Source organism: Haematospirillum sp. H4485 (genome assembly GCF_012102745.1).
In the GTDB taxonomy this organism is placed as follows: Bacteria; Pseudomonadota; Alphaproteobacteria; order Rhodospirillales; family Rhodospirillaceae; genus Haematospirillum.
This window is the reverse complement of record NZ_JAAVSY010000015.1, coordinates 46,016-60,702: the sequence shown is the minus strand read 5'-3', so window position 1 is coordinate 60,702 and position 14,687 is coordinate 46,016. Positions and strand designations below refer to the sequence as shown.

Below are 14,687 nucleotides of genomic sequence, written 5' to 3'. Positions count from 1 at the left end.
CCCGTGCGGTCACGCCGGCAGGTCTGCGTCGGGCCGTGGACGACAAGGCCGCAACCGTCAAGGCCGACCTGAAGCAAGCCTTCGCCGCCGCCGATGCTGCCCTCAAGGCACAGATCGAGGGCACTATAACCCAAACCGCAAAAAACATAAGGGATCAGGTGGGAGCGGCCACCGAAAGCACCCTTGGCATCGTCCGGCTGGCAACAGCGGATGAAATCAAGGCCGGGACGAACACGGAAAAGGCAGTTACGCCTGCGGCGCTGGCCCAGGCATTCCCAGCCCCGGTGGGCAGCGTGATCATGCATGCTGGGCGGACACCGCCGCCATTTTACCTAGTATGCAATGGACAAACATTGTCACGAACAGACTATGCACAACTGTTCGCAGTGATCGGAACCACGTTCGGAAGTGGTGATGGCCGAACAACCTTCTCCCTGCCAGACCTGCGCGGTGAATTCCTGCGCGGATGGGATGGAGGAAGGGGCGTGGATCCGAGGCGGACGTTCGGGTCGTGGCAACGTGGTTCTCAAATGGCATTCGATGACGGAAACGATGTTGTTGTACCTTACCAGCAAAATGGAAATAGCCAGCCTGCATCAGCAACGTGGGATGCGTACGACGGTCACGGCTCTATCGCGCACGGCCTATCAGGCTCCTCCCGCCTTCCTAATCACTACTCGCTAAATGGTCATGGCGGACCATCCTATTTTTGGCATGCCCGCCCCCGCAACGTCGCCCTTCTCCCCTGCATCCGCTTCAGATGAGGTTTATGGTGCCCTACACAGTCTATCGTACAATCAACGACATTTATGTTGGTGAAGCCATTCTTGATGACAGCCACCGCGATCCACTTTCACCCGATAACTGGCTGATCCCCGCCGGGTGTGTCACCGTTCCGCCGCCTGCCCTTGCCGATGGGGAACAAGCCCGCTGGGATCAGGATGCCTGGGTGATTGAGGCCATTCCGAAAGAAGAACCAATAACAATCAATCCCCCCACAGCCGCCATGGTCAAGGGCATAGCTTGGAACCACCTTTTCAGGACCGACTGGTACATTATCCGCCAGATGGAAACCGGCAAAGCTGTCCCTGAGTCAGTGACTGCCCTCCGCGCCGCTATCCGTACCCGGTGCGATAGCCTGGAGGCCACAGACCCCATCCCCGACGATTACTACGCCGATAAATACTGGCCACAGGAACCACCGGGCGGGCATTAACGCGACAGACTCTTACAAGAACACCTGAACACAAGATCCAGCAGGACTGCCTTCCCGTAAGGCGGTCCTTTTTCTTCGTCTGCAACGGAAAAGACAAAACATATTTTTGAAAACTTTATGACGAACTTAAGCCATTTTTCTATATAATAAACAATGTACTGGTCTCTCGTTATGAATGGCAGGAATACCCGTTGTTTAATGCCGGGAACAACAAGATCAGAAACACAGGCAAAGGTGTGTCAGAAAGAGGCAGCCCTGTGCCATATACACGAAACGCTGCATAGCATTTTATTATTTATTGCAAGGAAATCTTACATGTATCCCATAGATTATAACTCTTACCGCTCTGTTGCGGGATTCAATCGTAGGGTCCGTTTTCTGGTCATGCATTATACGGCTGTTGATTTTGCCGCATCAGCACGCGCATTGACCGGCAAAAATGTCAGCGCACACTACCTGGTTCCCGATCCGACCGACCCGACATACAAGGCTGCGGGCTTCAACGATATGCGGATCTTCAATCTGGTGGACGAGCAGGAACGCGCTTGGCACGCCGGGCGCAGCGCATGGGCAGGACGTTCCAATCTGAACGACACTGCCATCGGGATCGAAATCGTCAACCTTGCCAGTGACAACGGCGGACGCTTCACATTCCCGCCCTACAACCCGGAACAGATTGAGGCTGTCAAACAGCTGGCCCTTAATATCCTGGAGCGCTATCCGGATATCACCCCCACCAATGTGATTGGTCATTCCGACATTGCACCAGGACGAAAGAGCGATCCCGGCGCAGCCTTCCCTTGGGAAGCCCTGTATCAAAGCGGCATAGGTGCCTGGCACAACGACGAAACCAAGCAGAAGTACATGGCACAGTTTACGGCAGGGGGAATACCGGACCGGAACAGTGTCATTGGCAAATTCAAGAAATACGGCTACGACACGTCTGAAGCTGGAACAGACAGTGGTTTCCGCAACTTGGTGCGCAGCCTGCAACTGCATTTCCGTCAAAGCAATTATGACGGGGCACTGGATGTTGAAACCGCAGCAATCCTGTACGCTTTGGTCGATAAGTACTTTCCTGCCTAAATAAGGCACTGCCTACAGATAGGGCGGCCCTGATCCGTAAGGACGGGGCCTCTTTTTTTTGTCCAGAAACAACCCATTACAGAACACTATAGACAGAAATGACATACGTTGACAATTCAGAGAAGAAAACAAAACATGGCGTTAACATAATAAAATAATAATAAATACAGTCGATTAACAGTTAACATACAATCACATTAATGGGGGATCATATGTACTTCTACATATAATGGAAGATCGAATGCTCTTTTAACCACCCAACCAAAAGGAAATATCCGGTGAACGAAGGATCTCCGTCGCCCGCAACCAGCGCTGCCTTGGCCCGTAACCTGACTACCGCCCGGAACGAACGAGGCATGACGCTTGGAGGTCTTGCCGAAAGCAGCGGTGTCGCAGATTCCATTCTTTCAGGCATTGAATGGGGCAAACAAACGCCCACGATCGAGCTTGTATCCCGCCTGGCCAATGCACTGGGGGTTTCCTTTGGATGTCTGTTACAGAGTACGGAGCATCCGGTTGCCGTTTCCGAGAACGGGGTTCAGGTCACGCTGATAGATCGCCAGGATACCCCGCGTATTATCGAAGCGTACCTTATGGACCTTTGCCCTTCTGCAACACGTTATGCCGGCGGGCATCCAGATGGGGTGGAAGAGCAGATAACCGTGCTGAGCGGTGTTCTAACCGCTGGCCCACGGGAGTCCCCTTCACGCCTGATCCCGGGCCAGAGTCTCCGCTTCCGCGCTGATGGCCCCCACATATACCGCTCCGGAAGCAATGCGGTACGGGCCTCGGTTACCGTTATCTATCCGGAACATAAACACGATGCTCCGACCGTTTTTGATGTCAGCCTGCCATGGCCGGATAACGGTGAGGACTGGCGCATTGTCGGTAAGTTGCTTGAACGGGCCCATATCGAGGTACAGAACGGCGTGGACATGCGGCGGATCCTCTTTACCGGGTGCCCGCTCGATCAGGATGATGCCATCGAAAATCTGGAACAATACGTTCTTGAACACAGAAGAAAGAAGGGAAGCCCTGCCTTGCAGGTTCATGTCCTGCAACACCCTCTTCCGGGGCTATGCGTATTATGGCGGGGGAAACGGTTGAGCCCCCTCGACAAGGACAGCAGCCACACGGCATGGGACACGGCATACCGTCTGGCTCAGATGGCAGCAGACAACACCACCTCCCCTCACCTTGATCCTATAACAAGAGCGGAGTTGATGCAGATTGCAGGAACAGGTCCAACCCTGCACGCAGCCCTGGCGGCAGAGGCACTGACTTTGCACGACCTTCCCTCAACCCCATGCGGTATTTCGTGCAAGGATCCGGCTATTCGGTCAAGACCACGGACAGGGCGCGGCATCTTGTTTGAGGATCGAATTGATGTTGATGCATACGAAGCCTACGAACTGGTCCACCCCGCTTATGCCCGTCAGGTTCTGGCACTGGCCGGCGCTCTCCGGGCCGCAGGAGTTTCTCCACGCGCCCGTCTTCTGGATATAGGAACTGGCCCGGGCCTGCCTTTGGAGATGCTTCTACAGCTGATGCCGGATCTACAGGTTACAGCTCTTGATCCCAGCGAAACTGCTTTCCGGCACCTGCAAAAGCGCTTCTCGGGTCATTCCGGCGTTACCATGTTACAATGCGGCATTGACAGCTTTGAAAATACAGGGCCTGTCTTTGACGCTGCTATATCTGTGGGCGCGTCACACCATCTGGATACAGCCCTGTTCTTCCGCGCAACAGCCGATACCCTGGCCGAGGGTGCATCGTTTGTTGTAAGCGACGAAATGATAGCCCCGTTCAGAACGGTTGAGGAGCGACAGCTCAATCTGGTTGCGCATCACCTTTACTATATTGCTGACACGCTGGTCCCAATTCCGTACGCTCTTCTGTCTCCGGAAGAAGGTGAGGTTGTCCGTGCATTCCGCCGGCACGTACCAGTTTGCTTGTCCTTGGCAACTGCGCGGCTGTCCGGTGCTTTATCGTATGTACGGGATCTTTTCAGAATCGTGGACAAAATAGCCCTTCCGGAACCGGTCAGTCACCCGCTTATGGCTTTCTATCGCTTCCACATTCTGGAACTGCAGGCTCTGGTCGCAGGCCTTGACTACGAAGTTGAACAAAAAACATACGCACAACGCCTTGTCGCACTTGCTGACGCAGAAGGTCTCAGCTGTGTTCATCATCAACGGCTGTACAAAACACAGGGGAACGGAGAATGGGACGCAGGAACACATCTCTTCACATTCCGCAAGCAATGACGGGATATGATCACGCCTGGGTGCGTGGAGGGCGGGCATCTCTTCCTGTTGTGGTTGGCTACCTGCCGGTTGCCATGGCTTTTGGTACGGCAGGAACAGCTGCAGGGATTGAACCCGTTGTCACAACCTGCATCTCTGTACTTGTTTTTGCAGGCGCGAGTCAGTTCCTGATTCTCGCTGCCCTGACATCGGATGCATCCATTACACTTGTCATTGCACTTTGCACCGCCCTCAATGCCCGTCACCTTCTATATGGGTCCATACTGGCGCCCAGAATACCTGCCAGTCACCGAACTCATATGCTGCTGGCTTTCGGCCTGACCGATGAAGTCTTTGCCACAGCTATGAACGGTTCACATCGTGTAGATGCTGAACTGCGCAGTCGATGGCTTGCAGGACTGACATTGGGATCTTATGTCGCATGGGTTGGTGGAACGGCTGCGGGGGCTTGTCTGGGGGCTGCGCTTGAGTCCTTGGCCCCGCCGGTGGCAGAGGCAATGAGCTTTGCTCTTCCCGCTTTGTTTCTGGCTATTACAGTTTTGAATGTATCGCGAAATTCCGCAGGCCCGATGATGATATCAGCCGTAATCGCTGGTACAGCCGCTTGGCTGGATTATACAGCAGCAGGAATACTCTTGGGTACAGGGGCAGGTGCGTTAAGCACCTGGGTAAGAAAATGAGCTGGACAAACAATCAGCTATGGCTTGCTATCGCCATCATTGCAGTCCTAACATACGGCAGCAGGGCATTGCCCTTTGTATGGCGCAACATTTCGATCTTGCAGCCGACATCCCCTCTCGGACGGCGCTTGCCTGTTCTTGGATCTGTCCTGCTGGCCGCCCTAGCTGCTGTTACCATTACACCCGCCTTCCAGAATACGATTGACGGAGAACGGCACTGGATTTTTGTCTTCAGCATGGTCGTAACCTTAGCAACTGTCCTGCGATGGCGTGAGGCTGGACTGGCTGTTCTTGCAGGTGTACTTGCATTTCTTGCGTGCTTGACGGTTCCTATGCATGGAGAAGCCCTATACAGCTTGTTGCCCTGAATAAGGATCTAGCATGAGACTAATGAACGCATACGTAGAGATGTTGAGGTCATGAACATCGCGCGAATACACGTGGATTCTATGCGGGACGTACACGGCATGACTGTACCACTCACGAAAAACAGAACCATCATATAGCGATGATACATAAAGCATAAAATTTATAGCTGTACATATAATTTTAAGAGGCGTAGAGTCGCCAAACCTCATTTTACCTGTATCAAGAACAGGGAAAAGAGCATCCTGTCATTAATGGAGGAGAAAATGACACAGAGGTATCTTCCAACAGCAGCTAAAATTGATGCCACAGCTTATAGCGAATACGAAGCACAGGCAGCATCTGTAGGATCAGCATTTGATATCGAAAACCGCATTGTTCTGGATGGCTCTGACATAGAGTCTGATGACTATCTATATGAAATCTTCGGCTATCCGGATGATATAGATGAAGCGGCAGACACCGTACTTGTCGGCACCGCAGAGTTCTCAGGCGCTGATGTGTGCTGGCGTATTGATATACAATAATGTAGTACACTCAGGAAATCATTCGCAGGGCACAGCAACACCCTTGTGGGACGCAATCATGGATGCTGCTGTGTCCTGTTCTTGAGTAGAGGCATCAGGGGAACAATCACTCACGCTCGTCAAGCGCATAACCGGCCGATCGCACCGTACGGATCAGATTCACTCCGTTCCCCTTGTCCAAGGCCTTGCGCAAGCGTCGAATGTGAACGTCTACTGTCCTGACCTCGACATGAATATCTTGCCCCCATATCCGGTTCAGAAGCTCTTCACGCGAGAATACACATCCGGGGTTTTCCATCAGGAAGCGCAACAAACGAAATTCAGTCGGTCCCAGATGAACAGGCTGCCCTGATCGTTCCACCCGCAGTGAGACAAGGTCCATCACCACATCACCATACGACAAGGTATCGCGGCTGCGAGCCGGTTGTGCCCGCCGTAAAAGCGCTTTGGTCCGTGCCAGAAGCTCGGGCACAGAGAATGGCTTGGTCAGATAATCATCAGCTCCCGTATCAAGACCACGTATTTTGTCGGCTTCTTCCCCACGGGCCGTAATCATGATAACCGGAATATGTGCTGTTTCCGGGCGGCGGCGCAAACGACGACACACTTCCAGACCCGATAGTCCAGGCAACATCCAGTCCAGAAGGACAAGATCAGGCAGACCGGCACGAATAGCCGTCACAGCCTGTTCCCCGTCATAGGATTCGTCAACGGCATATCCTTCCTTCTCAAGATTGTAGCGCAGCATGGTCACAAGAGAAGGTTCATCCTCGACAATCATAATCCGGAACTTCATTGCCCTATGTGTCCCGGGAAGAACCAGAAGACTGAACCGGGGCTATAAATTCACCAGTCTGATCGCCCTTGGGCCGTGCCATGGGCAACACGCGCCCCACAGTCAGGAAATGCACGGTTTCGGCAATGTTCGTCGCATGGTCCCCGATCCGCTCTATGTTTTTGGCAACAAACATAAGGTGCGTGCACGCTGTTATATTGCGAGGATCTTCCATCATCAGAGATACCAGTTCCCGGAACATACTGGTATGAAGCTCGTCAACCTCCTGATCCCGGTGCCATACGCCCAAAGCTTTCTCGACATCCCGCTCGACATAGGCGTCAAGAACTTCCTTGATAATTTCCTGCACCAGACGCCCCATCAGGGGAATAGAGGCCAAGGCCGGAACAGGCGGCAATTGGTTGATGACCAGAACTCGCTTGGCAACATTGGCTGCATAATCCCCAATCCGCTCCAGGTCGGCTGAGATTTTCAGGGCGCTGACAATGGCCCTCAGGTCATCGGCCATGGGCTGGCGCAGTGCCAGGATACGAACCGCAAGCGCGTGGATATCCTGCTCCAGGGCATCAATACGATGATCTGCAACAATAATACCTGTCGCTGCCGGAGAATCTCGCCGGACAAGAGCCTGAACCGCCGCCGTAAGCTGCGCCTCGGCCATCCCACCCATCCGCAAAATAATATCGGATAATTGGTTCAGTTCGTCTTCAAAAGAGCGAACTGTGTGCATCTCGGTACCGGACATAGCTGTTTCCCCGCACTGTGGATACCGTGGTCTATCAACCAAAGCGGCCTGTAATATAACCTTGCGTCAACTTGTGTACCGGATTGGTAAAGACCTGTTCGGTATCGTTACATTCAACCAAGGTACCCAGATGAAAGAAGGCCGTTCGCTGTGACACACGGGCTGCCTGCTGCATGGAATGGGTCACAATAACGATGGTAAAGTTCTCACGCAGCTCATCGATCAATTCCTCAATCTTCGCTGTCGCAATGGGATCCAGGGCCGAACATGGCTCATCCATAAGGATCACTTCAGGACTGACAGCAATAGCACGGGCAATACACAGGCGCTGCTGTTGCCCCCCCGACAACCCGGTTCCTGGTGAATCAAGGCGATCCTTGACTTCATTCAGCAGACCCGCACGCTCCAGACTGGCAAGCACAATTCCATCCAGTTCGTCGCGCGTTCCCGCCAAACCATGAATGCGCGGACCATAGGCTACGTTCTCATATATTGATTTCGGAAAGGGGTTAGGCTTCTGGAACACCATGCCGACACGGGCCCGCAGCTGCACAACATCAACACGACGATCATAGACATCTTCACCGTCAAGGGTAATCAAACCCGAGACCCGACACCCGTCAATCGTATCATTCATCCTGTTCAGGGTCCGCAGGAATGTTGATTTTCCGCAGCCCGAAGGGCCAATAAAAGCCGTGACCTCGTTTTCACGGATGTCAAGGCTCACCCCATTGATGGCATGCTTGTCTCCGTAAAAAACATGAGCATCACGGGCCGCAACCTTGGCCACCTCCCCCTCCAAGGCCAAGGGAGAACCTGATGTTATATGGTTTTCAATCATGTCAGCCATAACCTACCAACGTCTTTCAAATTTCTTGCGCAGCAAAACCGCAGCTGCATTCATGACAATCAAGAAGCCAAGCAAAACGATAATAGCTGCAGATGTCCGCTCTACAAATGCCCGTTCGGGGCTGTCGGCCCAAAGATAGATCTGAACAGGCAGAACTGTGGACGGATCCGTGATCCAGCCCGGAACATCGGCCACAAAGGCCACCATCCCGATCATCAAAAGAGGCGCGGTCTCACCCAATGCCTGTGCCATCCCGATAATGGTACCAGTCAGCATGCCCGGCATAGCCAAAGGCAAGACATGATGGAAGATCATCTGCAATTTTGACGCCCCCATCCCCAGCGCCGCCTCTCGAATAGAGGGCGGAACAGACTTCAGAGCTGTACGCGCTGCAATAATGATGGTGGGCAAGGTCATCAGCGTCAGAACCAGACCCCCTGCCAAGGGAGCTGAACGCGGCAGACCGAAAACCTGAAGAAATACAGCAAGCCCCAACAAGCCGAACACGATAGAAGGAACAGCGGCCAGATTGTTGATGTTCACCTCAATCAAGTCTGTCCAGCGATTACGCGGAGCAAACTCTTCAAGATAAATCGCCGTACCAACCCCGACAGGAAAGCTGAGAGCCAACGTCACCGCAAGGGTCAGAAGGGAGCCAATCAAGGCACCCCGAATCCCCGCCAGTTCCGGTTGCCTGCTGTCACCGGCCGTGAAAAGCGTCTGATTGAAAACCCGCGCGATACGGCCCGTATTCGACAAGTGATCAAACCAAGCTATTTCCTGATCACTAACCCGGCGGGCACTTTCAGGAATATCACGGGCGATATTGCCTTTGGCCAGCATATCCATATCAGCAGAGGCCAGAACATCAACGCGCACCGTCTTCCCGATCAGCAGCGGATCTGCCAGAACCATATCACGAAGCTGGTAAGCTGCACCGGTTGAGACAAGCGAATACAACTCACGTCGGTCACGGCGGGCCTGAACATCCGGGAAAAGATCCCGCAAAGCGGTCTTGACCAAGGCGTCATAATCCGCGTCAGACAAAGCCGCGATATCAAGGGCCCCATCCGGATCAATCACAGGTGCATCAAACGTAATGTCCAAGGATATCCTGGTTTGCTGGAAGGCCCCGAGACCAGATCCCAAGATACTGGAAAACAGGACCCCCAACATGACCAATGACACGGCAACGGCCATCAAGCCACAAAGGCGGAAACGCATCTCAGCAGCATAGCGACGACGCAGGCCAGCATTGACAACATCGGCAATGCGGTGTTGTGGCAGCCTGCGCCCCATGGAAACACCCTGATCAGGTACAGTGTTGGACATACTCATCTACTCGTACTGTTCCCGGTACTTGCGTACCACGTGAAGGGCAACAACATTCAGGGCAAGGGTCATGACAAACAGGACCAGTCCAAGAGCAAAGGCCGCAAGGGTCTTGGGACTGTCAAACTCCTGATCACCGACCAGAAGTGTCACAATCTGCACCGTCACGGTCGTCACGGCCTCGAAAGGATTGGCCGTCAGATTGGCAGACAGACCCGCAGCCATCACAACAATCATGGTTTCACCAATGGCGCGGGATACAGCCAGCAGAATTCCGCCGACAATACCGGGCAATGCTGCCGGCAACAACACGCGCCGGATGGTTTCCGAACGTGTCGCTCCCAAACCATAAGACCCCTCGCGCATGGCACGTGGCACGGCTGTAATCACGTCATCCGAAAGCGAGGACACAAAGGGGACGATCATGATTCCCATCACGATCCCGGCAGCCAAGGCACTTTCCGATGAAATGGTCAGGCCGATGTCCTGCCCGATCCCACGAAAAAGAGGCGCAACAGTCAACGCTGCAAAAAATCCGTACACAACCGTGGGAATGCCTGCCAAGATTTCCAAGACGGGCTTGACCACACCACGAACGCGAGCTGGTGCATACTCCGACATATAAATGGCAGCCATCAAACCCACAGGGACCGCCACCAACATTGCGATCAATGAAATCAGCAAAGTGCCGGCAAACAGAGGAACAGCGCCAAAGCTTCCCGATGAACCGGCCTGATCCGCACGCATGGCGGTCTGAGGACTCCACTCCAGCCCAAAGAGAAAATCAACAGGGTCCACATGGCCAAAAAACCGCCAGCTCTCAACCAAAAGTGACAGGACAATACCCACCGTGGTCAGGATCGCAATGACCGAACAACCAATCATAAAAGCCTTTACGGCATTCTCAACGCGATTGCGCGCACGGAACAGGGGCGTAACCCATCTGAGCGCAAGAAAGCCGCTGATAACCCCTGTGGCAAGCGAGACCAGAATAACCAGTGCAAAGCTTATCTGCTTGAGGAAAGCATAACGCAGGGCTGCGGACTGAATCTCGGGGACAGGCGAGAACGCAGAAGCACCTGAGACAATATTGCGAATATCATTCAAGACCAGACTCACGCGGGCCGGATCGGGGCCACTGGCACCGGCCAAGATATCCGGCGACATTTCCGCCAGAACAAGGCTGGTTACGACCTTGTCTTCCGCAAAGAACCACGCGAGAAGCAAGAGCAGTGCGGGGATACCAACCCATAACGCCACATAAAGACCATAGTACACAGGCAGACTGTGTAGTCTGCGGGTTTCCCCACTGACCAGGCGAAGGGAACGTCGGCGCCCAAGCCAGAAACTGCTCAAGGACAGCAGGAAGATAATGAGAACCAGTATGAATATTTGCATGGAAGCCTTGTTTGCCGTTTGCGGGCACATTGACCGATAGCCCCGAAGGTCTACTCTCTGCCACAGAGTATCACCGGGAACAAGTGAACATACCCGCAAACGGCTTTCGCCTTGTTACTTTCAGAAACTGCTGATGTCGAGCTTGGTCAAAGACATAACCGAGGCAGCCCAGCGTGCGCGCTCTACATCAGGCATCGGAACCAGTCCCTTGTCACTCAGATACCCTTCAGGGCCCCATGCCTTCTCGGATGTAAACTCCTTGAGAAAAGCCTCGATCCCGGGAATGGTGCCGACGTGGGCCTTCTTCACATAGAACTGAAGAGGACGGCTGACCGGATAAGTACCAGACGCAATATTTTCAAACGTTGGTATCTGGCCATCAATCCGGGCACCCTGTACCTTGTCCCCATTCTCTTCCAGGAACGAATACCCGAAAATACCAAAGGCATCTGGATTAGCTCCCAGCTTCTGGACAATCAAGTTATCATTCTCCCCGGCCTCGATATAGGCACCATCCTCACGCAGCGCCTGACAAGCCGCTTTGACATCACGACCAGCTGCCTTCAGGGCGTGGGTTTCTGGTAGCTTCTCGCATGCCACATCCATGACGAGCTCAACGAAAGCATCCCTGGTCCCCGATGTTGGCGGTGGCCCCAGAACCTCTATGGGTTTTGCAGGAAGGGCAGGATCAATATCAGACCACATCTTGTACGGATTGGCGACCCAAGCTCCCTTGACCGGAACATCCCGCGCCAAGGCAAGAAACAGCTGTTCACGGGTTGCGGACAAAGGGGCGGAAGCCTTGGAGTTGGCCAGTACAATGCCATCATAGCCAATCTTGACCTCGACAATGTCTGTAACGCCATTGCGGGCACAGGCATCTATCTCGGATCGCTTGATCCGGCGCGAGGAATTGGTGATATCAGGATGCGATGGGCCAAGCCCCGCACAAAACAACTTGAAACCACCACCGGACCCCGTCGCCTCTATGATCGGTGTTTTGAAATGGCTCCTTTTGCCAAAGTTTTCGGCCACAACCGTCGAAAAGGGATAAACCGTGGATGATCCGACAATGCGGATCTGGTCGCGAGCAAAAGCTGTACCGGACAAGGTTGTCAAGGCTACAGCCGCAGCAACCAGAGCACGTTTTCCAGAACTCACAGGAGCCTCCTGAAATACACCCAAAACGCAAGGCCCGGTATCAGCAACAGCCTGTTTTTATTGGTATCACCGGACCTGCCCCACTATAGCGCCTGTCCGCGTCATATTCATGACAGGATCATGACAGTTTTGTTAAAGATTATTTAACTATTTAATATCAATGAATTAATATGAATATCCGGGCCGTGGGGAACGCCGGGGCATTTCACAGCTGTACAAAAACAATGTACTTTCTCGCAAATAGCACTTGATTCTGCCGCAGGGTTGGTCATGGTGCGCACCATGACTGACTTACCGAAAAATCGCTCTGTTGCCTTGGCCGTGTTCCAAGCTGTCCTGAGAGACAGCCGTCCCCTTGATGAACAGGCCGATGCGCTCAGCCAGGCTCTTGAATCAAGAGACCGGGCCTTTGTCCGCATGCTTGTTGCCACAACATTGCGGCGCCTGGGGCAGATTGACCTTGTCATCAATCAGTGCCTGGACAAACCCATGCCGTCCAAACTAGCTACGGTACGGGATGTACTCCGCTTGGGGGCAGCTCAGCTTCTGTTTCTGGAGACCCCGGTCCACGCCGTGGTGGATACATCGGTCGAGCTGGTCAAACGCGGGCGTTTCGCGCCTTATGCCGGCCTGACAAATGCAGTCCTACGCCGCATATCCAGAGATGGGTCCCGTATTTCAGACTCTGTCGACGCTCCACGCTTCAATACACCCAAGTGGCTCTGGCAGAATTGGAGCAAGACATGGGGAGAAGAAACAGCCCGCCAGATTGGGCTTGCACACCTGTCTGAAGCTCCCTTGGATATTACACTCCGTCCGGACCAGGATCAGGCCGTATGGGCAGAGCGACTGGAGGCGACCGTTCTGCCGTTTGGTACCCTGAGGCGTACCATGGGTGGCAATGTTGCTGACCTGCCAGGCTTCAATGAAGGCCAATGGTGGATACAGGATGCAGCCGCCTCGCTGCCCGCCCGTTTACTGGGTGATGTCCGTGACAAGACAATCATTGATCTCTGCGCTGCACCGGGTGGAAAGACCATGCAGTTGGCTTCTGCCGGGGCTACAGTCACCGCGGTTGACCGATCAGCACGCCGTCTTCGTCGGGTTGCCAGTAACCTGGAACGACTGGGATTGAGCGCAACGCTTGTCGATGCGGATGCAACCCAATGGAAGCCGGAAACACTGGTTGATGGTGTATTGCTGGATGCCCCCTGCTCGGCAACCGGCACCATCCGCCGTCATCCGGATGTTGCCCGCCATAAGCGGCCTGATGATGTGCAGAACTTGGTCGCAACGCAAACAGAATTGCTGCGTGCTGCGGTTGACATGGTTCGCCCCGGGGGGCTTGTTGTATACTGCACATGCTCCCTGCAAAAAGCTGAAGGGGAAGAGCGTGTCGTGCATGCCCTGTCAGCGGGCCTACCTGTAGAGGGTGTCCCCGTTACCGCCCAAGAGATAGGAGGGTTAAGCGCCCTGATCACGCCGGAAGGCTGGTTGCGAACCATGCCTTTCCACAACAGTGAGAACGGCGGAATGGACGGATTCTTTGCGGCACGGCTGAGAAAACTGGAAGCCTGAAATCCTCATAACAGCACTTACAGGACAATACGACCGTCCTTCATCGAGATTGTCCTGTGTGCCCGTTGTGCCTGCCGTTCATCGTGTGTGACCATCACGACTGTCTTGCCGCTGGCGACTATGCCCTGCAGCATATCGAGAATTTGTTCGCCATTCTGACTGTCGAGATTTCCGGTTGGCTCGTCAGCCAGAATAATGGAAGGGTCCCCCACAAGGGCTCGTGCAATGGCAGCTCTTTGCTGCTGTCCACCCGACAACTGGGCCGGGTAATGTTTGGCGCGGGCCTCCAGCCCCACAGCTTTCAGTACATCCAGACTGCGCTTGCGGCGTTCTGCCTTCCCGACACCCCGATAGACCAACCCCAGTTCCACATTCCGTTCGATACTGAGGTGCGGGATCAGGTTGAATGCCTGAAATACAAACCCGATGTGTTTCCGGCGCAGTTCCGTCAGCAGGCTGTCACGTTCTTTGCTGATCGTCGTGTTCCCGAACTGGATCATCCCCTCACTCGGGGTATTCAGAAGCCCGAGAATGCTGAGCAAGGTCGATTTTCCCGAGCCTGAAGGCCCCATAATCGAAACAAACTCACCACCTGCAATATCCAGGTTCACATTTGTCAGGGCCCGGGTTTCCATCTCCGACGTCCGATAGGTCTTTCCGACGTTTTTCAATCGTATCATGCTGC

The 14,687-nt window shown here is 53.9% G+C and carries 15 protein-coding genes; 8 read left to right on the top strand and 7 right to left on the bottom strand.

Translation table 11 applies throughout. The features are described 5' to 3' along the window. The 7 genes from HEQ61_RS11325 to HEQ61_RS10145 form a co-directional block, all read left to right on the top strand. On the top strand, positions 1–764 hold a 764-nt coding region (locus tag HEQ61_RS11325; protein WP_322099248.1), incomplete at its 5' end, for a phage tail protein. Next, a complete protein-coding gene (locus HEQ61_RS10170; RefSeq protein ID WP_168084788.1) occupies positions 761–1,216 on the top strand; it encodes a hypothetical protein in 456 nt (151 codons plus the stop codon). The genes HEQ61_RS11325 and HEQ61_RS10170, both read left to right, overlap by 4 nt. Positions 1,217–1,531: 315 nt before the next feature. Next, positions 1,532–2,302 carry an N-acetylmuramoyl-L-alanine amidase gene (locus tag HEQ61_RS10165; RefSeq protein WP_168021240.1) on the top strand — a complete coding sequence of 257 codons (771 nt, stop codon included), beginning with the start codon at positions 1,532–1,534 and terminating at the stop codon, positions 2,300–2,302. 278 nt (positions 2,303–2,580) lie between these two features. Continuing rightward, positions 2,581–4,569, top strand: a complete 1,989-nt coding sequence (locus HEQ61_RS10160; protein WP_168021238.1) for a methyltransferase domain-containing protein — start codon at positions 2,581–2,583, stop codon at positions 4,567–4,569. Beyond that, a complete protein-coding gene (locus HEQ61_RS10155; RefSeq protein WP_168021236.1) occupies positions 4,527–5,249 on the top strand; it encodes an AzlC family ABC transporter permease in 723 nt (240 codons plus the stop codon). The genes HEQ61_RS10160 and HEQ61_RS10155 overlap by 43 nt, the downstream gene beginning before the upstream one ends. Further along, positions 5,246–5,617: an AzlD domain-containing protein gene (locus HEQ61_RS10150; RefSeq protein ID WP_168021235.1), complete on the top strand. Its 372-nt coding sequence runs from the start codon at positions 5,246–5,248 to the stop codon at positions 5,615–5,617. Before HEQ61_RS10155 ends, HEQ61_RS10150 begins: the two co-directional genes overlap by 4 nt. 252 nt (positions 5,618–5,869) lie before the next feature. Then, positions 5,870–6,142, top strand: coding sequence for a hypothetical protein (locus HEQ61_RS10145; protein ID WP_168021234.1), 273 nt, complete (start codon positions 5,870–5,872; stop codon positions 6,140–6,142). Positions 6,143–6,248: 106 nt separating this feature from the next. Here HEQ61_RS10145 and phoB read toward each other — a convergent pair whose 3' ends face one another. The 6 genes from phoB to HEQ61_RS10115 form a co-directional block, all read right to left on the bottom strand. Further along, positions 6,249–6,938, bottom strand: a complete 690-nt coding sequence (gene phoB, locus HEQ61_RS10140) for a phosphate regulon transcriptional regulator PhoB (protein WP_168021233.1) — start codon at positions 6,936–6,938, stop codon at positions 6,249–6,251. 4 nt (positions 6,939–6,942) lie between these two features. After that, positions 6,943–7,683 (bottom strand): phosphate signaling complex protein PhoU, encoded by a 741-nt coding sequence (phoU, locus tag HEQ61_RS10135; RefSeq protein WP_168021232.1) that lies wholly within the window; start codon positions 7,681–7,683, stop codon positions 6,943–6,945. 34 nt (positions 7,684–7,717) lie between these two features. Further along, complete coding sequence (gene pstB, locus HEQ61_RS10130) at positions 7,718–8,524, bottom strand: phosphate ABC transporter ATP-binding protein PstB (protein ID WP_245183252.1); 807 nt, start codon at positions 8,522–8,524, stop codon at positions 7,718–7,720. A gap of 12 nt (positions 8,525–8,536) precedes the next feature. Further along, positions 8,537–9,871: a phosphate ABC transporter permease PstA gene (gene pstA, locus HEQ61_RS10125; protein ID WP_168021230.1), complete on the bottom strand. Its 1,335-nt coding sequence runs from the start codon at positions 9,869–9,871 to the stop codon at positions 8,537–8,539. Next, complete coding sequence (gene pstC, locus HEQ61_RS10120; protein WP_168021229.1) at positions 9,872–11,263, bottom strand: phosphate ABC transporter permease subunit PstC; 1,392 nt, start codon at positions 11,261–11,263, stop codon at positions 9,872–9,874. Positions 11,264–11,383: 120 nt separating this feature from the next. Beyond that, positions 11,384–12,424, bottom strand: coding sequence for a PstS family phosphate ABC transporter substrate-binding protein (locus HEQ61_RS10115; RefSeq protein ID WP_168021227.1), 1,041 nt, complete (start codon positions 12,422–12,424; stop codon positions 11,384–11,386). 282 nt (positions 12,425–12,706) lie between these two features. Here HEQ61_RS10115 and HEQ61_RS10110 point away from each other — a divergent pair, with 282 nt between their 5' ends. After that, complete coding sequence (locus tag HEQ61_RS10110) at positions 12,707–14,002, top strand: RsmB/NOP family class I SAM-dependent RNA methyltransferase (RefSeq protein WP_168021225.1); 1,296 nt, start codon at positions 12,707–12,709, stop codon at positions 14,000–14,002. Between the two features lie 17 nt (positions 14,003–14,019). Here HEQ61_RS10110 and HEQ61_RS10105 read toward each other — a convergent pair whose 3' ends face one another. Continuing rightward, positions 14,020–14,682, bottom strand: a complete 663-nt coding sequence (locus HEQ61_RS10105) for an ABC transporter ATP-binding protein (protein ID WP_168021223.1) — start codon at positions 14,680–14,682, stop codon at positions 14,020–14,022. Positions 14,683–14,687 lie beyond the last annotated feature (5 nt).

Coding starts and splice junctions, on each gene's coding strand:
- HEQ61_RS10110 (WP_168021225.1), top strand. CDS start 12,707: ATGACTGACTTACCGAAAAATCGCTCTGTTGCCTTGGCCGTGTTCCAA.
- pstB (WP_245183252.1), bottom strand. CDS start 8,524: ATGATTGAAAACCATATAACATCAGGTTCTCCCTTGGCCTTGGAGGGG.
- HEQ61_RS10165 (WP_168021240.1), top strand. CDS start 1,532: ATGTATCCCATAGATTATAACTCTTACCGCTCTGTTGCGGGATTCAAT.
- HEQ61_RS10150 (WP_168021235.1), top strand. CDS start 5,246: ATGAGCTGGACAAACAATCAGCTATGGCTTGCTATCGCCATCATTGCA.
- phoU (WP_168021232.1), bottom strand. CDS start 7,683: ATGTCCGGTACCGAGATGCACACAGTTCGCTCTTTTGAAGACGAACTG.
- HEQ61_RS10145 (WP_168021234.1), top strand. CDS start 5,870: ATGGAGGAGAAAATGACACAGAGGTATCTTCCAACAGCAGCTAAAATT.
- pstA (WP_168021230.1), bottom strand. CDS start 9,871: ATGAGTATGTCCAACACTGTACCTGATCAGGGTGTTTCCATGGGGCGC.
- pstC (WP_168021229.1), bottom strand. CDS start 11,263: ATGCAAATATTCATACTGGTTCTCATTATCTTCCTGCTGTCCTTGAGC.
- phoB (WP_168021233.1), bottom strand. CDS start 6,938: ATGAAGTTCCGGATTATGATTGTCGAGGATGAACCTTCTCTTGTGACC.
- HEQ61_RS10105 (WP_168021223.1), bottom strand. CDS start 14,682: ATGATACGATTGAAAAACGTCGGAAAGACCTATCGGACGTCGGAGATG.
- HEQ61_RS10155 (WP_168021236.1), top strand. CDS start 4,527: ATGGGACGCAGGAACACATCTCTTCACATTCCGCAAGCAATGACGGGA.
- HEQ61_RS10170 (WP_168084788.1), top strand. CDS start 761: ATGAGGTTTATGGTGCCCTACACAGTCTATCGTACAATCAACGACATT.